General features: G+C 38.9%; 25 protein-coding genes. 9 read left to right on the forward strand and 16 right to left on the reverse strand.

Translation table 11 applies throughout. The features are described 5' to 3' along the window. Positions 1-64: 64 nt before the first annotated feature. On the forward strand, positions 65-904 hold the full coding sequence (locus tag JNUCC25_RS14105; protein WP_057273381.1) for an SDR family oxidoreductase: 840 nt from the start codon (positions 65-67) through the stop codon (positions 902-904). Between the two features lie 69 nt (positions 905-973). Here the strand turns inward: JNUCC25_RS14105 and JNUCC25_RS14110 are convergent, their stop codons facing one another. The 7 genes from JNUCC25_RS14110 to JNUCC25_RS14140 form a co-directional block, all read right to left on the reverse strand. Continuing rightward, a complete protein-coding gene (locus JNUCC25_RS14110) occupies positions 974-2305 on the reverse strand; it encodes a TIGR00366 family protein (RefSeq protein ID WP_029322379.1) in 1332 nt (443 codons plus the stop codon). Positions 2306-2430: 125 nt separating this feature from the next. After that, positions 2431-2916: a GNAT family N-acetyltransferase gene (locus JNUCC25_RS14115; protein ID WP_454222013.1), complete on the reverse strand. Its 486-nt coding sequence runs from the start codon at positions 2914-2916 to the stop codon at positions 2431-2433. A gap of 102 nt (positions 2917-3018) precedes the next feature. Continuing rightward, on the reverse strand, positions 3019-3252 hold the full coding sequence (locus JNUCC25_RS14120) for a hypothetical protein (protein ID WP_013057498.1): 234 nt from the start codon (positions 3250-3252) through the stop codon (positions 3019-3021). Positions 3253-3352: 100 nt separating this feature from the next. After that, complete coding sequence (locus JNUCC25_RS14125) at positions 3353-3538, reverse strand: DUF4083 family protein (RefSeq protein WP_013057499.1); 186 nt, start codon at positions 3536-3538, stop codon at positions 3353-3355. Positions 3539-3632: 94 nt separating this feature from the next. Further along, positions 3633-4736: a CapA family protein gene (locus JNUCC25_RS14130; RefSeq protein ID WP_057273382.1), complete on the reverse strand. Its 1104-nt coding sequence runs from the start codon at positions 4734-4736 to the stop codon at positions 3633-3635. 313 nt (positions 4737-5049) lie between these two features. Further along, on the reverse strand, positions 5050-6294 hold the full coding sequence (locus tag JNUCC25_RS14135; RefSeq protein WP_029322385.1) for a YeeE/YedE family protein: 1245 nt from the start codon (positions 6292-6294) through the stop codon (positions 5050-5052). Between the two features lie 172 nt (positions 6295-6466). Beyond that, positions 6467-7132 (reverse strand): EAL domain-containing protein, encoded by a 666-nt coding sequence (locus JNUCC25_RS14140; protein ID WP_029322387.1) that lies wholly within the window; start codon positions 7130-7132, stop codon positions 6467-6469. A gap of 116 nt (positions 7133-7248) precedes the next feature. Here JNUCC25_RS14140 and JNUCC25_RS14145 point away from each other — a divergent pair, with 116 nt between their 5' ends. After that, positions 7249-7581: a hypothetical protein gene (locus tag JNUCC25_RS14145; protein ID WP_013057503.1), complete on the forward strand. Its 333-nt coding sequence runs from the start codon at positions 7249-7251 to the stop codon at positions 7579-7581. Between the two features lie 37 nt (positions 7582-7618). Here the strand turns inward: JNUCC25_RS14145 and JNUCC25_RS14150 are convergent, their stop codons facing one another. Together JNUCC25_RS14150 and JNUCC25_RS14155 are read right to left on the reverse strand one after the other, a co-directional pair. After that, on the reverse strand, positions 7619-8791 hold the full coding sequence (locus tag JNUCC25_RS14150; protein ID WP_064471795.1) for an iron-containing alcohol dehydrogenase: 1173 nt from the start codon (positions 8789-8791) through the stop codon (positions 7619-7621). Between the two features lie 84 nt (positions 8792-8875). Next, positions 8876-9766, reverse strand: coding sequence for a LysR family transcriptional regulator (locus JNUCC25_RS14155; protein ID WP_029322391.1), 891 nt, complete (start codon positions 9764-9766; stop codon positions 8876-8878). 220 nt (positions 9767-9986) lie between these two features. Here JNUCC25_RS14155 and JNUCC25_RS14160 point away from each other — a divergent pair, with 220 nt between their 5' ends. Next, complete coding sequence (locus JNUCC25_RS14160; RefSeq protein WP_013057506.1) at positions 9987-10133, forward strand: hypothetical protein; 147 nt, start codon at positions 9987-9989, stop codon at positions 10131-10133. 167 nt (positions 10134-10300) lie between these two features. Continuing rightward, on the forward strand, positions 10301-11212 hold the full coding sequence (locus JNUCC25_RS14165; protein WP_029322393.1) for a DMT family transporter: 912 nt from the start codon (positions 10301-10303) through the stop codon (positions 11210-11212). 112 nt (positions 11213-11324) lie between these two features. On the opposite strand, the gene JNUCC25_RS14170 is transcribed toward JNUCC25_RS14165, so the two are convergent. Further along, on the reverse strand, positions 11325-11750 hold the full coding sequence (locus tag JNUCC25_RS14170) for a GNAT family N-acetyltransferase (RefSeq protein WP_240524271.1): 426 nt from the start codon (positions 11748-11750) through the stop codon (positions 11325-11327). Positions 11751-11988: 238 nt separating this feature from the next. Here JNUCC25_RS14170 and JNUCC25_RS14175 point away from each other — a divergent pair, with 238 nt between their 5' ends. Together JNUCC25_RS14175 and JNUCC25_RS14180 are read left to right on the forward strand one after the other, a co-directional pair. After that, positions 11989-12390, forward strand: a complete 402-nt coding sequence (locus JNUCC25_RS14175; RefSeq protein WP_029322397.1) for a hypothetical protein — start codon at positions 11989-11991, stop codon at positions 12388-12390. A 39-nt stretch (positions 12391-12429) separates the two neighbouring features. Next, positions 12430-13101 (forward strand): glyoxalase, encoded by a 672-nt coding sequence (locus JNUCC25_RS14180; protein WP_029322399.1) that lies wholly within the window; start codon positions 12430-12432, stop codon positions 13099-13101. A 78-nt stretch (positions 13102-13179) separates the two neighbouring features. Here the strand turns inward: JNUCC25_RS14180 and JNUCC25_RS14185 are convergent, their stop codons facing one another. Continuing rightward, positions 13180-13692: a P-loop NTPase family protein gene (locus tag JNUCC25_RS14185; RefSeq protein ID WP_029322402.1), complete on the reverse strand. Its 513-nt coding sequence runs from the start codon at positions 13690-13692 to the stop codon at positions 13180-13182. Between the two features lie 263 nt (positions 13693-13955). Here JNUCC25_RS14185 and JNUCC25_RS14190 point away from each other — a divergent pair, with 263 nt between their 5' ends. Next, entirely contained in the window at positions 13956-14186 is a 231-nt protein-coding gene (locus JNUCC25_RS14190; RefSeq protein ID WP_454222018.1) for a hypothetical protein, read from the forward strand. Positions 14187-14230: 44 nt separating this feature from the next. Here JNUCC25_RS14190 and JNUCC25_RS14195 read toward each other — a convergent pair whose 3' ends face one another. From JNUCC25_RS14195 to JNUCC25_RS14210, 4 genes are all read right to left on the reverse strand, one after another. Then, a complete protein-coding gene (locus JNUCC25_RS14195; protein ID WP_029322406.1) occupies positions 14231-14590 on the reverse strand; it encodes a hypothetical protein in 360 nt (119 codons plus the stop codon). 62 nt (positions 14591-14652) lie between these two features. Further along, positions 14653-15414: a glucose 1-dehydrogenase gene (locus tag JNUCC25_RS14200; protein WP_013057515.1), complete on the reverse strand. Its 762-nt coding sequence runs from the start codon at positions 15412-15414 to the stop codon at positions 14653-14655. Further along, positions 15411-16442 carry a zinc-dependent alcohol dehydrogenase gene (locus JNUCC25_RS14205; protein ID WP_064471797.1) on the reverse strand — a complete coding sequence of 344 codons (1032 nt, stop codon included), beginning with the start codon at positions 16440-16442 and terminating at the stop codon, positions 15411-15413. Before JNUCC25_RS14205 ends, JNUCC25_RS14200 begins: the two co-directional genes overlap by 4 nt. A gap of 78 nt (positions 16443-16520) precedes the next feature. Next, entirely contained in the window at positions 16521-17165 is a 645-nt protein-coding gene (locus JNUCC25_RS14210) for a GntR family transcriptional regulator (protein ID WP_454223283.1), read from the reverse strand. Positions 17166-17364: 199 nt separating this feature from the next. On the opposite strand from JNUCC25_RS14210, the gene JNUCC25_RS14215 reads away from it, so the two are divergent. Continuing rightward, complete coding sequence (locus tag JNUCC25_RS14215) at positions 17365-17823, forward strand: hypothetical protein (RefSeq protein WP_013057518.1); 459 nt, start codon at positions 17365-17367, stop codon at positions 17821-17823. Between the two features lie 30 nt (positions 17824-17853). Here the strand turns inward: JNUCC25_RS14215 and JNUCC25_RS14220 are convergent, their stop codons facing one another. Next, positions 17854-18735 carry a M23 family metallopeptidase gene (locus JNUCC25_RS14220; RefSeq protein ID WP_029322411.1) on the reverse strand — a complete coding sequence of 294 codons (882 nt, stop codon included), beginning with the start codon at positions 18733-18735 and terminating at the stop codon, positions 17854-17856. Positions 18736-18994: 259 nt separating this feature from the next. On the opposite strand from JNUCC25_RS14220, the gene JNUCC25_RS14225 reads away from it, so the two are divergent. Further along, complete coding sequence (locus JNUCC25_RS14225; RefSeq protein WP_013057520.1) at positions 18995-19531, forward strand: histidine phosphatase family protein; 537 nt, start codon at positions 18995-18997, stop codon at positions 19529-19531. Positions 19532-19535: the final 4 nt, after the last annotated feature.

The raw sequence follows: 19535 nt of genomic DNA on the forward strand, positions 1-19535 counted from the left end.
AGTGGACGACGTATCTTCTTATCTTATACACTAGAAAAAAGATGTAGTTGGGAGGGACATACTCATGACAGCAAAACGAGCGTTAATTACGGGTGCCAATTCAGGAATGGGACTGGCTGCAACGATTGAACTAGCCAAAAAAGGATTCGAAGTCATTATGGTTTGCCGAAATGAAGAAAGAGGAAATCCCGCTTTAGAAGAAGCGAAGCGTCAAAGCGGCTCGGATTCCATATCTCTTATGACCTGTGACTTAGCTTCTCTCGACAGTATCCGAGCTTTCAGTGAAGACTTTACGTCTCGTTACAGCGTGCTTGATGTGCTGATTAATAACGCGGGCGTGGTGACAATCAAGCGTGAAACAACCCAAGACAGCTTTGAAATGATGCTTGGTGTCAATCATTTGGGTCACTTTTTGTTAACTAATTTACTTTTAGATCCGCTGAAAAAATCTCAGCAAGGACGCATTATAAACGTTGGGTCCGGTGCTCATAAAGCTGGAAAAATAGACTTCAACAGCCCTCACTTAACAACAGGATTCGGAATATGGCGAGGATACTCGCAGTCTAAATTAGCGAATAACTTATTTACGGTCCATTTAAGTAAAAAGTTAAAAGACACTTCGGTAACCGTAAATTGCCTTCACCCCGGAGCCGTTTCTACCGCTATCGGCGTTAACCGTCAAACGGGTTTCGGAAAAAGCGTTCACGCCGTGCTTCGCCCTTTCTTTTTAACACCTCTTCAAGGTGCTGAAACGGCTATTTATTTAGCAGACAGCCCTGAAGTAACGCATATTAGCGGCGCTTACTTTTATAAAAAACGCGTGACTCCCCCTTCTTCAAGAGCAAAAGATGAGCGGCTCGCAGAAGAATTTTGGGACTGGAGTGCCCGCGAAGTTGGCTTATAAAGTAGATAGATACGCTTGGAAAGAAGAAAATAATGAAAAAAGGTCAGCTTTTCAGCTGACCTTTTCGTATTAGAAAAACGTTAGTCCTATAGCAAAAATAAAGCCTGATACAATTAAGGTCGTCACGCAGTAGCCCATTATATCGCGTGCTCCGAGCCCTGCGATAGCTAGTGCAGGCAGTGCCCAAAACGGCTGCGCCATATTCATCCATGCTTCTCCGTAGGCAATGGCCATCGCAGCGACTCCCGGATCTACGCCGAGCTGTTCAGCTGCCGGCATAATAAAAGGTCCTTGTACAACCCAGTGTCCTCCTCCTGACGGAACAAAAAAGTTCACAACGCCAGAACTTAAAAACGCAAGAAACGGAAATGTCGTTTCATTTGAAATCGAGATAAATGCGTTCGTTAGCTTCCCGCCTAAGCCTGATAGCTCCATCATGCCTTGAATACCTGCGTAGAATGGAAACTGAATCACAATCCCAGCGGTTCCTTTCGCAGCATTAGAAACGGCATTCATATAGGATAAAGGCGTGCGGTGAAGCAAAATACCCGTCGTGAAAAATAATAAATTCACTGTGTTAATATCCATTTTAAAGCCGTTTGTAGCAAAATAATAAATTAAATATGAATACCCAAGCAGCGCAATCGTCAGACTTAAAAACCTGCTGTTCTCCATGCGTACAGCAAATGTTGGCTTAGAAGAAGATGTCTCAACAACTGTAGCCGGAGCCATTTCATCTTCTGCCAACAGTCTTGGATCAATTTCTACCACTTCTTTTCCCGTCGGCATCATCAGTCTTGTCATAATAGGAAGGACAATTAATAATGCGAGGGTAATAAATAAGTTGTAGCCTGTAAAAATCGTGTCTGACAGCGGAATAAGTCCAGCCGTTTTTTCCATTGGGTTTCCAGGTGTAGCAGCGACAAGAGGAATCGAACCTGACAAGCCTCCGTGCCATGTTAAAAACCCTATGTAGGCACAGGCAATTAAAAACCGGTAATCAGATCCCGGCACGCGTTTCGCTACTTCTTTCGCAAACAGCGCACCTACAATTAAGCCAAACCCCCAGTTAATCATACAGGCCATAGCTGCGCCAAGCGTGACAAGAATTACCCCTTGCGCCGGAGTTTTGGCTAACAGTGCTATGTTCACAAGCCACTTCTTTACAAGCGGCGAGCTGGCAAGCGCATGTCCCGTGACAAGCACTAAACTCATTTGCATCGCAAATGCCAAAAGGTTCCAAAATCCACTTCCCCAAAACTGAACCATTTCAATCGGCCCGTGAGGAGTAAAAACAATACCTGATACAAATAAAATCAGCGTCAGGATTAAAGCAAACACAAACGGATCAGGTAAAAAACGCTGCACAAGCGCCGTAAAGAAATTAGATAACGCTTTCATTTTACTCCTCCTTTACAGGAATACTCCTGTGAATAAATGTCGACAAGCATCTTTAATTATACATAATTTGTTGAAAATTGTTAATATTTAGTTTAATAAAAACCCTTCCGTTTTTCAGAAGGGTTTTACACACTAAATGTTTGAATAAGAGTTGGCTCTCCGTCAAGTTCAATTTTCTTTTCTTGAAAGGAAATATGTAAGCTTTTATAAATATGTTTCCAAAATGAAATAGCCCGCTTATTGCCTGCAAGCTCAATAATCATATATGTTCCTTTTCGATGAGAGAAAATGTCTTTTACCGTTTTGGAAGCGATGCCCTGCCCTCGGTATTTGTTTAAGATAAAAAAATCATTGATGCAGTAATCTGCTTCTTGCTGAAGTGCGGGCTGTTCAAGAAGTAAAAAAAAGCCCGTCAGCTTATCATCTACTTTAATAAAGTATGGCGAGAGGCCTTCTACTTTCCAAAACAGAGGCAGCTCTTCAAAATGGAAAGCTCCATCTTCGCGAATATCTAAAGAAGGTGTATACACAGATAAATCGTGGAGATAAAGAGAATACAAATTTTGCAAAACGCCCGCTTGGTTTTTAGGTACTTTTTCAATCGTAAGCATTCTTAGTTCATCCCCTTCTTTTCCTATCATAAGGGTTTTTTGTGAAAGTTTACAGTAAAAATGTTTGGGCAAAGTGAAGATGGATAGCCAAAAGCTCTTTTTTCATTTTGCAGATGTATGAAACGCAATAAAAAAACGATCATCTCCGGTACTGTACGCTCCGTCTGATAATCGTTTTTTATGTTTTGTATGCTGGTGCTGAAGTTTTTCCTTCTTTGTTTTGGTTTTGCGCGTGTCCATGTCTGCAAATACAAACAGGCTGCGGTTTAATTCTGGATTTCGCTTTCCTTCACGCGTCATTTTATCACGCATTTTTTTTGCTTTTGACTTTGCCATGTAACTTCCTCCCTATATGAATGATGTATACATATCTTACTGCTTTTTTATAAAATGTCAAGTGCAGAAGCACTGATGGATTGACAGTGCTTCTGTATAGTCAAGACTCTTTGTTTTTCAGCATATCATCTAACTTTTGCTCCATGCGCTGAAGCCTTTTTTCATTTGCCCCCTGCTTTTGAATCAACCTTTTTAAGCCTATAATAAATGCAATTATTACTCCTGCTATTCCTATCAAGATAAGCAGCATAAGAATTTGAAAAATAATATCACCTATATTAACCATAATTCCACCTTTAATCTATTTTTTTACATTATATCATTTTTTTGGTTATTTTCGCTTTATTTTATAAAAAAAAAAGCTCTCAATGCTGAGAGCTTCATTTACTATCTTCATCGTAAACCGTCCATTTTTCCTGTTTGATTTGATTGGAGACATCAATCAGTTTATTTTTCACTCGGTCCTTTTCCGCTCCTGTTAAAGGCGTAGGTCGGTAGTCGTTTCGCGCCGTTGTGGAAGAAATACGGAATGGAATGACGTTGATGTCTTTATTAGTCGTTAGCTTTCCATCTTTAATCGTAAACGTCTGCTGAAATACAAATGTATCTTTATCACTTGGATTTTTGTTTCCGCCAAACATAAAGTTTCCTAAGCTATAGACAATAAATTTATTTTTGTACTCTTCAATTCCTTGAACAACGTGAGGATGATGACCTAAAATCAAGTCTGCTCCGTTATCAATTGTATATTTCGCCAATGCTTGCTGCGCTGTATCAGGAACATAGTGTCGCTCAGATCCCCAGTGAAAATGCACAATGATAATTTTAGCGCCTTTTTCTTTTAAAGACTTAATTCCGTCTTTAATCTGACTTCTTATTTCTTTGGTGTCATCCCAGCCCGGATATCCAAGCAATCCTACTTTGACTCCTTTTACCGTTGTGATGTATGTATCTTCATAGCCAAAATAGCCTATTCCGCTTTTCTTTAAGTTCTCTCTTGTATCATCATATCCTTGCTGTAAATAATCACGTGTATGATTATTAGCTAAGTTAACGGTTTCAATACTTCCTTGTTTTAAAATATTCACAAAAGAAGGGTCACCTTTAAAACGAAATGTTTTACTTGCTTTTTCGGTCGCATTTGTCAGCGTCGTTTCTAAGTTAACCGTTGTTAAATCATCTTGTTCAAAAATCGACTTTACATTTTGCGTAAAATACGGAAGGCCATTTCTTGCCGCTACGTCATTAAAAGTAGAATCATAGCTGAAGCTTTCATCATTTCCTAAAGTAAAATCTCCCGCTGCGCTAATTTTAATGGTTGTATTAATGCCCTCTTTTTTTTCTTTTTTTGTCGCTTCTTTAGATTTTACAGCTTCTTCTTTTTTCTGTGGTTCAGAAGATGTTTGTTCTCCTGCTCCTCCGCATGCTCCCAGTAAAAAACACAAACTTCCATAAATAACAGCTTTTTTTAAATACTTGTTCATGTAACGTTAAAACCCCTTTTTACGTTTTAATAACTGTGTTTGGACATGGTGTTTAATGTACATTTCGCCAAATACATACAATCTTCCTGTTATATCGGCAAAATAAGTGAAAATTTTATAAAAAAAGGAAGTTTTTATATTCTTTTTGGGTTAGAACAAGAGATTTTAGCTAAGAGAAAAGTAGCGCAAACGCTGCGGAGAAAACTGATGAGCTGTACTAAACTTCAAGTGATTCACAAAATAGCACAGCGATTCCAAACATCACCTAAAATAAAAACCTCCTTTGCTCATGCAAAGAAGGTTTTATCTAAACTTAACAAATCGAATCATTAGATTTAGGGTTTTTGAGTCCAAATAACGGTCGGATAAATAGTGCTACGCCTGTGCCAAGCATCGCCATAACCATCCATACCCATCCGTGAAGACTAAATGAGGCAATGCCGCCAAAGTAAGCGCCGATGTTACAGCCAAAAGCAAGACGCGCACCATACCCCATTAAAAGGCCGCCAACAACAGCTGCTCCTGCGACGCCGGGCTTAATTTTCCCTGGTTTGAACGTTCCTTGCGCCGTCGCTGAAATGAAAGCTCCTAGGATGATCCCAAAGTTTAACACGCTAGTAGAGTCCTCTAATACACTTTGCGTTAGCGCTTCTCCATTTGCACCTTGGAAAAATCCCCAGCTTGATACATCTATTCCAGCTGCCATCATCGCTTTTCCGCCCCATAAAGCAAAGGCAGAAGTAATGCCCCAAGGATTTCCTCTTACAGCCAGCGTCAATGCATTTAATACAGCCAGCACAATCGCCGCAGTAAATAGAGGCCAAGAGCCGCGAATGATCTTTTTCCACCCTTTTGTCGTAGGAAGCTGCTTCATCATAGGCGGATTTTTCTTTTTCGCAATTTGAATCGTAATCCAGTAAATCGCTGCGAACGCGATAAGCTGTACAATCCAAGCACCAAAATAACCAAGGCCTGTCGATTCAGCTAATGAAATAGGGGGAAGCGAAGGTTGTTTTTGCCAAAATGGCAAATGATACGCCCCGAACATAGAACCTACAATAAAGGATAAAAGCGTTAAAATCATGGAAGAAGAGCCGCCGCCTAACGAATACAGCGTTCCTGAGGCACATCCATTTCCTAGCTGCATGCCAATTCCAAACATAAACGAACCAACTATCACGCTGACTCCTACAGGTGAAACATATCCTTTTGGCGTTACGCCTGTAAAGCTAAAGCCTGTACTTAAAATGATAGCAAACAGCGTTGAAGCAATCGCTAGCATAAGCATATGCGCCTGTAAACCTTGAACATTTCCGACAGATACCAGTCGGCGAAATGCTGATGTAAAGCCAAAGCGTGCGTACAGAAGCGTCATCCCTAACGCTAGGCCAATAATAAATAACACACCTTGCGTCCAGTTAGTCGTGAGCACAATCGCAAGAAGCAAAATAACTGCTGCTATAACCCCTCCTGCAAATAATGGCTTTTGCATAGGGCTTAATTCTGTTACAACAGTGGTTGACTTCGATTTATATGATGAGTGCAACGTTTGTGCCAAATCATCCACTCCTTTTCTGATAGAAATACTAAGAATTAATATTTATCATCTTATAGCACTTCCCTTTCCCTGTAAACTATTTAGCAAAATGAAAGTGAATTGTTTATTTTTTGAGTATTCTTACTTTCATTCATACAAAAAGCAGAAGTTGCTCTTCTTCTGCTTTTTGTTACTAAACGTAAATAGAATGAATCTCTTTTAACGGTTCAGGATGAGGCTTTGCAAAATAATACCCTTGAAACAAATCATAGCCCATCTCTATCAGGCATTTTAAATCTTCTTCTGTTTCTACCCCTTCTGCAAGAGCCTTCGCCCCCATTCTATGGGTGATAGTTAACATCTCTTGGGCCACTTTTTTCTGTTTCTCATTCTTACTGACTCCGTTTGTGAATTCAAATGCCAATTTCACGATGTCAGGCTCCACTTCTAAAAGCCGATTCAGCGTGTTATAACCAACTCCTACGTCATCTAAAGCATATTTAAATCCGTGGGAACGATAATAATTTAAAATGTTTTTTAAATGCTCAATATCTTGAACATCCTCCGTTTCAATCACTTCAAATACAATTTGCTCGGGCTTTATATTCAATTCTTTAATTAACGCAAATGTAGATGCCAAGCAATGCTCAGGATTATATATTGCTGTAGGAATAAAGTTAATAAAAATCAGCTGACGATCAATAATACTAGCATTTTTTACAGCTTCTAAGCGGCAGGCTCGGTCAAGAGCGAAGGTTTTATTTCTTATTTGAGCAGCTTCAAACATTTTAAAAGGCGGTATAATACTTCCGTCTTCTTCTAGTCCTCTTGATAAAATTTCGTGGCCAACGATATGCACGCGTTCGTGATCAATCGATACAATCGATAGAACGTACTAAAAAGTTTTGGTAAAATGGTAGAAGGCTTTTATTATCTAGATCATAGAAGAACTTGATATAAGGAAGTGAACAATTCATGAGCAAAAACCCTTTTACTAAGTGGTTTGTATTTTCTTTAACATTCTTTGCCCTGAGTACTGGCGCAATGTATTATATGCTGTACATATCGTACTGGACGTATTCCATCAAGTTGTTTTTAATCGCGGTGCCGCTCTTTACCTTATTATCGGTTGCTTTTGGTTCGTTGGTAATCGTACATGAGCGCAAAAGAAAACGTGTATTTCAGCTGCAAAATGAAGGAGGCAGTCCTAAAAGTACGTTTATTCAAGGATTTTCCGAAATAACGGTAGGAGCAGGATGCATCGTGCTGTGCTTTTTTCTTTTTCTTTATTTTCTAATGGATTATTGAGTACAAATAAAAAAGACGAGCAGGCAGCTCGTCTTTTTTATTTGGATCTTTCTAGAATATCTCGAACGTTTGCATAATCAAGCTCTTTATAAGTTCCAACACCTGGTTTTACAAAGGTCTTTTCAACAATCGCATCAAATTCAGAATCATCAATATCATAGTCACGCAAGCTGTTCGGGGCTCCTAAGTCATTCCAGAAAGTGCGAAGCGCTTTTGCTCCTTCCATTGCTGTTTCTTCATCGCTTTTTCCCGCTGGATCAATGCCAAATACGTTTACAGCCAATTGTTTTACACGAGAAGGATCTTCTTTTAAAACGTGCTCCAGCCAGTTAGGGAACAAGATAGCAAGACCGCCTCCGTGGGGAATATCATATACGGCCGACAGAGCATGTTCAATACGATGAGTAGCCCAGTCTCCCCCGTCCGTTCCGTTTGCTAAGCTTCCGTTAAACGCCGTCGTGCTGATATACATCATCGTTTCACGATACTTATAAGAAGTCAGGTCTTTAAGAAGCTTAGGACCTTCTTGTACAGCCGTTCTTAGTAAAGATTCAATAAAGCCGTCCATCATCGGCGTATTTTCCGTGCGATGAAAATAGTGTTCAAGCGCATGCGACATACTGTCAACAATTCCATAGACGGTTTGATCGCGCGGCACTGAAAATGTGTACGCCGGATCTAAGATAGAAAAGACGGGAAATACGTGAGAAGACGTCCAACCTAGCTTTTCTTTTGTTTCCCAATTTGTAATAACAGAAGTTGAATTCATTTCAGATCCTGTTGCTGCAAGTGTTAATACCGTTCCAAAAGGAAGCGCATCTGTAATCTCTTTTTTACGTGTAATTAAATCCCATGTATTTCCTTCATACACGGCTCCAGCTGCAATAGCTTTTGTACAATCGATTACACTTCCTCCCCCAACGGCTAAGAGAAAATCAATGTTTTCTTTTTTACATATGTCAACGCCTTTAGCTACCGTAGTCAAACGAGGATTAGGTTCTACACCAGACAGCTCGTGAACAACCGCGTTAATAGACTGAAGTTCAGCTTTCACTTCGTCGTATACGCCATTTCGTTTGATACTTCCTCCTCCGTATACTAACAGAACGTTTACTTGTTTATGATAAGAAGCAAGCTCTTGGGATAGCTTCGTAATTTGATTTTTTCCAAAGTATAATTTTGTAGGATTGTGCTGCAAAAATATATTCATGTTCTACACCTCTAGTTTCATGTTTTATAAAAAGTGTAGCACGAAAACAACTTCATCATTATTGAAGATTATCTATATCTATTATCAATATTTTTGATAACCTTCTTGAACAAGTGAAATAAATTGTTGAATGGGTGCCGTCAGCCACTTTTTCTTTTTGAATATGAGCTGTGAATAAAGATAAAACTCTTCGTGGTCAAACGGGATTTTAATCAGTTTTCCGCTTTCCATCTCTTGTTTTACCGCTATTTCCGGTACAAGAGCAATACCTAAATTATCCGCTACGCACTGTTTAATCGCTTCAAGACTGCTAAACGAGATGACCGATTGCATATGAATACCGCTGCTGCGCATCATCTCTTCTAAAAGCGTGCGATAAGGGCAGCCGCTCTCAGTTAAAATGATGGTCTCTCCCTCAAACTCTTCCATTAGAACGCTGTTTCTTTTACTAAAAGAATGAGAAGACGAAGCAATCATAACCATGTTTTCTTTTCGAATAGGAATCACTTCTAAACTTGAAGATGTTTGAAGGCGATCAAGCAAAACGGCTACATCATACTTTCCGTCAATAATTCCTTGTGTTAAATTTGGACATAAACCCGCTTCTAGCATAATCTTTAGAGAAGGGTGCTGCTTTTTTAATTCACGAATATACGGTGTAATAAAATAGGCGGCCAGCGACTCCACGGTTCCTATTGAAACGGTTCCTCTAGCATCTTCGTTCGTAGTAAGGCGCTCTTTTGCTTCATTTAATAACTCGGTTACTTGATTCACATAATAAAGCAATTCTTCACCAGGCTGAGTCAGCTTCATTTTTTGTCCAGTTCGTTCAAATAGTTTTTGACCGTAATGATCCTCTAATTTTTTTATATGAGTGGTAACGCTTGACTGAGCATACCCTAACTCCTCGCCCGTTCGTGTATAGCTCCCCCACTTCGCTACTTCTTTGAATGTATATAAATAGTTAATATCCATATGCTGCTCCTTATGTACTGCTGTTTTGTTTCGTTGTCCATATGCTAAAGCTGTTCTAGTAATTAGAACTTATACGCAAATAGAATCACAGTACAGTATAAGCGAACTCGTTTTGCCAAGCAATTTTATCCACCTTAAAAATTCTTTTTATATTAGGCAATTACGCCGTTTTTTGTTCATAGAATGAAAAACAAACCTATGAAAAGAAAGGGTGTATCTCGTGACAGCCTACAAAGAAGTATTATATAAAGGAAAACGCTTTGTACTGATTCACGTATATGATTCAGGATACTGTGAAATCCGACCGATTGATCATGCTTTTAAAGTCGAACTTGTGCGATTAGATGAGATAGAACAATGTGGATAACAGTCATGAACGCAGCTAATGCAGCTGCTTTTTTGTTTGTATTAAAAACAAGTGGATGAGATAAAAATAGCTAAATTGGCTGGCCTTTTACATAATTTCTTCCTGTATACTTTGTAACTAAGGATATTCGCACTTATTTAGTTTCTATACTTATTCGAGGTGATTACATGAAAAAAGGCTGGCTGGAATGGATATTATTATCCGTTGCGTTAATTTGGGGAGCCAATTATACAATCGGAAAATTTGGAGTTGCTCATATGTCTTCCATTCAATTTAGCGCACTGCGTTTTATAATGGTTGCTCCTATTCTTTTACTTATTACAGGAATAATAGAGCGAGGCATTCGTATCGAAAAAAAAGACTGGGGACGTTTAATAGCGGTCAGCATAGTAGGCGTTACGCTCTATCAAACGCTGTTTATGGTATCTGTTAAGTATACAACAGCTACAAATGCTTCTTTACTTATTTCGATGTCTCCTATTTTTACAGGAATCTTAGCTATATTATATAAGCATGAAGCTTTTTCGTTAAAAACACAGCTAGGCTCTGTGCTTGCTTTTTTCGGGGCTGCGTTTGTACTGCTGTTTGGTCACTCTAGTCATGCACTGTCGCAGCTTGCATGGTTCGGAAACATCATGGGGATTGTGGCAGCCATTTCTTGGGGCTGGTACCCGATTTTAGCAAAACCTTTAGTCGTAAAATATTCTGCTTTGCGCGTGACTGCCTGGTCTGCTTTAATCGGAGCTATTCCGCTTACTGTCTACTGTCTTTTCACCTATCAAACGCTTATCTGGCCAACAGATATAGGCAGCTGGAGTTCTCTGGCATACTCTGTTTTGTTCGTGACGGTGTACGGGCTGGTGATGTGGTATGTAGGAATTGGAAAAATTGGCTCTACAAAAGTAATGGTTTACATGTATGTTATTCCTTTGTTCGCCGTTGTTTTTGCTGCTGTAGCTATTGGAGAGACCATCAATGCTATGCAGCTTCTTGGAGGACTTATTATTTTTAGCGGTTTGTATATTGTCAAAAAAAGCCCTGTTCCTAAAACAGCTCTTAAACTTAAAAAAGCAAACTAAAAAGAGTAACGGGTTCAGTTGATGCATGGTAATTAATAACGCTCAGATTTTTTCTGAGCGTTATTAGTATACTATTTTAATGCCCTAATTGAATTAAACGCCGTTAGGCTGATTAATGAACATTTTTCAGTTTATATTCATGAGTGATTTTATGCTGATTGTATACGCGTTTAAAACCGTTTCGTTCATAAAATAACTTCGCTTCGTCCGTGTCTGTATAGAGAACGAGACTGTCGTAATAATTCTCTGCATAGTGAATAATTTCTTTTAAAAGTCGTTTGCCTATACCCTTTCTGCGAAACTGAGCTGAAACATAAAACCTCCTTACTCTTCCAGCGTTAACATACTGGCTGTAAGGATTTTGATTAAGGCCGGCTACGCCAATTAATTTGTTTTGTTCACCGTAAACTCCCCACAATCTTTCGCCTGTTTTGTTAAATACGTTTTGCCCGTTTTTATACTCCGCTACTAGCTTGGTAAGAAAGAAAAAGCCTTCCTCCTGGCTTTCTATTAACAGCTCTTTTATATCATGCTCCATAAGATACGTTAGCCTGATGATTCTCATAAGTGACGGCCATTGTATAAAGAACAAAACCTACATTTGCGGTTACTTGACTTGCTGCTAAAAGATAAAAACGCTGAGTCAATTCTTTTCTCCTTTCTGTTAGACGTAACATGCAAAAAGATAATTCATTTTTGTTAATTTTCCCCTTTCGAACTATAACACTATTTGACGAAATCCAAAACTATCTATAATTTAGTAGATGGAGGTTTTTATGTTTAAATATAGTTTTCTTATTGTTCTTATCGCTTTTTTACTTATTAACTTTAACGGTCAGGAAAATCAAATTTTAGGAGGCAAAATAAAAAAGGAACGAAGTGAGGTTTTCTTTGGAGAATACGACAGCTTTACGGGCCGCTACTCCCGGAGCATTAAACTCAAAAAAGGCGTAACCTACGCTTTTACGCTATCTAAAAACACCAAAAGCGGAGACCTGTCCCTGTACGTAGAAGATCCAAAACAGACACGATTTTTTGAAATGACTAATAACTCTCTTTATTTAACACCTGAAAAAACGAGAAGATATCGTATTAATTTTGTAGGCTCCGAGCATAAAGGCTCTTTTCAGCTTCGCTGGAAAAGAAGTAATCAAAAAGAGAGCGAAAGATTTGTGTAATACCATTTTAGACAACGCTTAAACGAGGAGGAATGGTTTATGATTATTAATCAAGCTGTCCTGTACACCCACTTATTGGACACAATGAAGGATTTTTATGTAAATTCTCTCGATTTTCCATTAACCGCCGCTTCACCGCGTTCTTTTTCCATCAAGGTTGGTGAAAGTGAGCTAACCTTTAAAGAAAGTTCTCTACATACGAAGCCCTTTTACCATTTTGCTTTTAATATTCCAGCAAACCGCTTTATGGAAGCAAAGCAATGGGCTACTCAGATAGTCTTCCTCAATACAGAAGAGAAGAAAGATGAGATTTATTTTGAAGCATTTGATGCTCATTCCTTTTATTTTGAAGACCCTGCTCATAATATTGTTGAATACATTTCAAGACATTCGGACTGCCCGTCATCCAAGGACCCCTTTTCTTCTAAGTCGCTTTTAAGCATAGGAGAAATCAACTTGACAACTCCTCATGTCCACTCTGTAGGGACACAGCTTATTAACTCCGGTATCACCGTGCGCAACAACAGGCTATTAAACGAGACCTTTAATTTTTTAGGAAGCGGCAGTGCGTTTTTTCTTGTAGGTACGCCTAAAAGGCGGTGGTTTTTTTCGAACCGAGACTCTGAAGTTCATCCATTAATGGCAAAGGTCAATCATTCTCTAACGGTTGCGCTCGACGAAAAAGGAATGTTGAAGATTACGCAAGAATGATTGTTTTTTTAATAAAGCCACGTAACAAGCGAACTTGTTACGTGGCTATTTTTGTTCAAAATTCACCTCATACTCCCCCTATAGGTTTTGTATATAGTTCTCGATGTCCTTTCTGTTCATCAGCATAAAAACCTTGCAATCCTCATCATTTTTAAGCTTTTTAAACCGGTTTCTCATCTTTTTTTGCCGCTCTCGATACGTAGTAAGAATAAACGTAAAAAATGACCAATCTACTTTTTCAGGACATCCTTTTGCCATATCTTCACGCGTTTTTCTTGCATATACGATTCTCCGCTTTATTACTCGGTACACACAAACGATTAGCGGCAGCTCTAAATAAATAATGGTATCTGCACGCTTCACTCGCAGGTCATACGAATTGCTGTAGTTTCCGTCGATAATCCAGCTGTCTTTTTTTACAATGTGCTCCTGCAATTCTCTAAAGCTATCATTGTCTCTTTCCGTCCAGCCAGGCTGCCAATACAGACTGTCTAAATGATATACTTCTAGATCAAGCTTTTCCCCTAATTTCTTGGCAAATGTAGACTTTCCTACTCCTGGAGAAACGCCCATTACCAGTACTCTTTTCATCTCATCACCTTACCTTTTTAAGAAATAAAGCTGATTGAAGAGAAGGCAGCTGTTTATAGCTGACTCGGTGCACTCAGTGTACTCGGAGCGGGCAGCTTTATAAAACGGTTGCATGTTAGGATTTTTATTCCCATGATTTTCAGGCAACCTATAAATATTCATTATAAATTCCTATATTCCTTCTTGCTTTGTAGTAAATAGGTTGCTTTTATGAATCGTTTCCTTTACCTTAAATGTGAGTATATAAAAGTAAGGTGAAAAAAATGAATGTATCTATGCTAAAGAGATTTTTACGAAACCTCGGTATTTTTATTTATATTGTCATTGCAGCTATTAATATTTACTTAACGAGAAATGATTTGGGCGATATGCTTACCCGCCTTTTGCTGCTGACTATTTTACTTCCTTTGTTTTTTAGTTTTGTGTATGCGTTAGGAAAATCACATTTTAAAAGACAAGAAGAGCTCGCTGAACAAGAGAAGAAAAAAGAGTAATAAAAGCCTTTTATCGAGGGGGATTTCCCTTGATAAAAGGCTTTTTACTTTTTTTCATATAACTGAACATTAACTACATTAGGATTAACGTGATACTGTTTGGCAAGTTGATTTACCATCTGCTGAATTTCTCTTTTCTTATGGGAAGAAAGGTGTTCGCGGGGCAGAAGAACCAGAACTTGAGCTTCCGCATAGTTGTTCAGCACCCTAACTTCTTGAAAGCCATGCTGCGTCAAAAAAGCTTTTAACGCTTTTTCAAAGTCTGTGCTTTCTTTTTGAACAACTATAGAAGGCTGATCGTAAGAAAATAGCGAAACTTCTTTCTCTTCAGGCTTTGTATACACCGTCCAAGCAGTTATAAGCACTGTGACAGCAATACCCACATTTAACATCCACCTTTTCATACCAAGAACGCTCCTTTTAATTAAGTTTGTTCATGATATGAAAAAATTCGTTCATTCATGCGTTATCTTCCTAGCCAGCCTCCATCTACGGCAAGTAAGTGCCCATGAATATAAGCAGATGCATCAGATGCTAAAAAGACAACCGCTCCTTTAAAATCATTTGCTTGCCCCCATCTGCCTGCGGGAATACGTTCAATGATTTGTCTGCTGCGCGTTTCATCGTTAATAAGCGCTTCATTCATATCAGTAGCAATATACCCTGGTACAATTCCATTAACATTTACGCCTTTTGCTGCCCATTCATTAGATAAAGCCTTTGTAAGCTGAGCAACTCCGCCTTTTGCTGCAGCATAGGCCGGAACGGTAATACCTCCTTGATAAGAAAGCAAAGATGCCATATTAATGATTTTTCCGCTTCCTTGTTTAAGCATTTGTCGGCCCGCCTGCTGACATAACAACCATACGGTTTTTAAATTAACATTCATAACAGCATCCCAATCTTCTTCTGCAAAGTCTACAGCGGGTGAACGTCTTTGAATGCCAGCATTGTTCACTAAAATATCGAGCTTGCCAAAATAAGCAACAACCGATGAGATCGCTTCGCTTACTTCAGAAGCATTTTCTAGATCACAATTAACAATAAAACATTTTCTTCCGAGACGTTCAATTTCTTCTTTTACTCCAAGAAACTCCTTTGATCGCTGCAGCAGAGCGATATCCGAACCTGCTTCTGCCAAAGCAATCGCCATTGACCTTCCAATTCCTCTTGTTGCCCCCGTAATCGCTGCTACTTTACCATCTAAAGAAAATAAATCTACTGTCATTGTTCATTCTCCTCTCCGTTTGGTACAAATAAAACCTTAAGTGATTCATCAGGCCGCTGCATAAACTCAAACCCCGCTTGAATATCTTCAAGCGGCAGCTTATGAGAAATTAAAGAATCTGCTGCTATTTCACCGCTTGCCAGTAAATCAATAGCCGTCTGAAAATCTTCCTTTGTATAACATCTCGTTGTAGTTAATGAAATTTCTTTAAAGTGCATCACTGCTAAATCTACTTCTGGAGCTTTTTTGTATACGCTCACCACCACAATCTCTCCCTGAATACGGCTTGTTTCAACCATTTGTTTTGCTGTAATTTGATTTCCAGCTACTTCAAATACAACGTCTGCACCGACGTCATTCGTAAGCAAACGCACTTCTTTTACGACGTCTTTTTTCATTGCATCAATTGGTATAAAGCCAAGTTCTTTTGCTTTAGTTAAGCGGTAAGAACTAATATCTGAGATCATTACTTTTTTTGCTCCTGCTCGTTTCGCAATCATCCCGATCAGCAGTCCAATAGGTCCTGCTCCTAAAATGACAGCTTGGTCTCCTACTTTCAACCGCGAGCGTCGCACTGTATGTACGGCAACGGCTACGGGTTCTGCAAGAGCTGCGTGTGCGCTGGACAGATTCTCTGGCAATAGGTGAAGACGGCTCACTGGAACAGCTGCGTACTGCGCGAACCCTCCATCTTGATCAATCCCAATTAATTTTAACTTCTTACAAACGTGAAACTGCCCTCTTACACAGGCTTCGCAAGTTCCGCAGCTAAGCGTAGGCTCAACTGCTACACGGTCACCTAAAGAAAATTCCGTTTCCCCTTGGATCTCCTCTATAACTCCGCTGAATTCATGTCCCATAATAAGTGGCGCTTGTGCTCTAGGGTGTTTTCCAAAATAAATCATCATATCCGTTCCGCAAATTCCAGCATGAGATACCTTTACAAGCGCTTCTCCTTCTTTTATGACCGGTTTCGCTTTTTGCTGCATAACGGCTTTTGTTTCTGAAACGTAGACACCTGCTTTCATTTCTCCATCCCCTTTGTATACTTGTCGACAAGTTGAAGATAAAAATCTCCAAAATCATTTGGAGCTTTTATCCCTTTTTTATGCTTCATTCAAAGGTGAAGCTGTTATCGTATTTCGCGTGTCTTCAAAGTGACGCTTCACTTCATCTTGAATACGTTCTATATTTTGAGACTTTAATGCCTTAATCATTTCATGATGCTGTTCAATCAGCGGCATCACGGCTTTTTTGTCATCTCGAAATCTTTTTTCAGTAGTAATTAAAAGAGCCGCTAAAATGATTTCACGAATGCTTTCCCACAATTTTAATATCCGCTTGTGATCTGCTTCGATAATCACGAGCTCATGAAACCGCAAATCTTGATAAGCAAATTCTACATAGTCATCGTATTTAGCTGCCATGTTCATTTGATCAATGCTTTGCTCCAGCTTCTTAATAAGCGAATCATGATTGACTTCAGATAAACGTTCTAAGACAAAATGTTCTAAAAGCAAACGAACATCGTACAGCTCGTATAAATCTCTAGCTGTTAAACCAATAACTACTGCTCCCATTCGCTGTAAGTCGATGAGCCCTTCGTTTGAAAGGATTCGCAGCGCTTCTCTTATAGGAGATCGGCTCATTCCAAACTCTGCCGATAGCTGATTTTCTGATAGTATGGTTCCTTTCTTCAGTTCGCCGCTCATAATTTGAATTCTTAATTTGCTTACAACTTGTTCTCCCAGCGAGGCTCCGCGAAGCCATCTTTCCGGGTAGGTTACCTTTTTAATGTGTCATCACTTCCTTAGCCAACTTGTATACAAGTATTCAAGAATTAGTATATAGATAAGAAACCTCATTGTAAACGTTTCCTTTATAAAATGTATATTTTTACAATTCTTTCTTACACTAAGAACTACTGATAAATAAAAGGTGGGAAGATGAATGAATCAAATTATATTATGGGGGATTCTTGTTATTCCATGGTTTCTACTGCTGCTGCTTGATAAACAGCGTGTTAAACGATTTTTTACTGTAGGGTTATTTGCTGCATTAATGATGACAATCGCCTATCAAGTAGCGGAAAAAATGCACTGGTGGACGGTTCAAGAAAACGTATTTTTTCTTACTAGCATGGGAGCAACGATTTATTGCCTTCATATTGTGATTACGATCTTTGTCTTTTACCTTACATATCCCGGGTTTATCTTGTACATAATTGTTAACATTATTTTGGATTTGATTCATGGTTATGTTATTGTTCCTTTTCTCGCTAAAATTGGGCTTTATAATCTGTATGATATCAGTCATTTTGGGCTTTTCCTTGTCATGACAACCGTAGCCATTATCCTTTACTTGTTTCAACGGCTGCTTGACTTTATATTTGAGGAAAGCCCTGCATAAAAAGCCACAGCAAACGCTATGGCTTTTTAATCAATAGAAAAATGGAATAACCGTATCTCCGCGAATCGGTTCAACAGCCGTATGAAACTGAATTCGCAAACTTTTTGAAGTTTCGATGTCAGAAGCATCCATGACGTGAAAATGAATGTGTGGCTCTGACGAATTCCCGGAATTTCCACACCTTCCGAGCAGCGTTCCTTTACGAACCACGTCTCCATTTTTCACAGAAACCGACCCTTTCTTCAAATGTGCAATCACACTGTATTCTTTTCCTTCATGCTCAATGATAACGTGATTTCCAAAAGGACTTTTTTTATTCGTGTGCCCAATTTCATTATCTTCTTGTCCATCAACTGCTGAAACGACGACTCCTTTTAGCGGAGCTACAACTTTTTTTCCATAGGCATAGTAATCTTCGTTTTTCATTCCATCATTTTTATAGCTTTGCTTTCCTTTTCGCACGACTAAATCATACGCATACCTTTCGTTTTCGACTGGATGGTGATAGTTCAACACCTCATGCTTTCCTCCCCAATAGACAAACCATTCACTTTGAATCGGCATCGTATATTTGTTTGTACTCCATCGCTCTCTCTCTGAAAATGATTCTATAGGAGCAATCACAAGTGCTTGTATAATGTTATGTTCATCAAACATAACGCTGATGGCTTTTGTCTGCATGGAATTTAACCAAATAAACTGCTCAATGTGAGGAGTTAAATAGAGATTTGTTTCTAGTCTGTAGAACTGTTCTCCTTGATTAAACAATTTGCTCTGCTCCAAAAATTGCTGAAGCGAAACTTGACGTTTAAATTCTTCGCTTACACAATCATAAAGCTCCTTAAAATCCCCTTGTGCAAATAAAGTTCCAAACTCTTCTCTGATGTTCACTTTTCTCTCTGTATCCATCATTGTAATCCACCCTTTTATATGTATTTCAATTTGTTTGAATTATCTATAAGTAATACGTTTTAAGTTGTAAAAAGGTTTCATTTTCCAATTATTTTATGTAAACTCTTTTTTACTATATTTACAATTTTCTCAATCCATTTTATACTGTTTTTACAAATATTTGAAAGGAGGTGCAGCATGATGAAAATAACGTTCAGTAAGAAAATCAAGCTGCGCCCAGTATATGTTTTTGGCGCTTAGCTTTTAAGGAGATCATACAATGAAAGTAGCATTAGTACGTCATTACAAAGTAAACAAAGGGCTTCCAGAAAACCACCGCTTATCCACCAATGAACTAGTGGCTTGGTTTCAGGAATATGATGAATCAGATATTACGTATGGAGAGACTGATTTGAATAATATCGAATGGAAACGCTGTTTTTCAAGCGATATGCCGCGAGCACACAAAACGGCAAAGCATATTTATAAACAAGAGATCACTCTTCTTCCGGAACTTAGAGAAATACCTATGCCTATTATTCCATTAAAATTTAAACTTCCTTTTATCCTCTGGGCCTTACTGTTTCGCATATCCGGACTTATCAACAAACAAGCTCGTAAAGATATGGCCGAGACTAAGAGAAAAGTAGCAGCAGTGCTAGATCGCGCCATTTCCGAGTCAGAAGACGATTTGCTGATTGTCAGCCACGGAGGCATTATGAAGTTTATGCGTAAAGAACTTATAAAACGCGGTTTTAAAGGGCCTCGGTTTGATATTGCTGTTAACGGAAAACTTTATCTTTTTGAAAAGCAATAGAATG

Source organism: Priestia sp. JNUCC 25 (assembly GCF_053667915.1).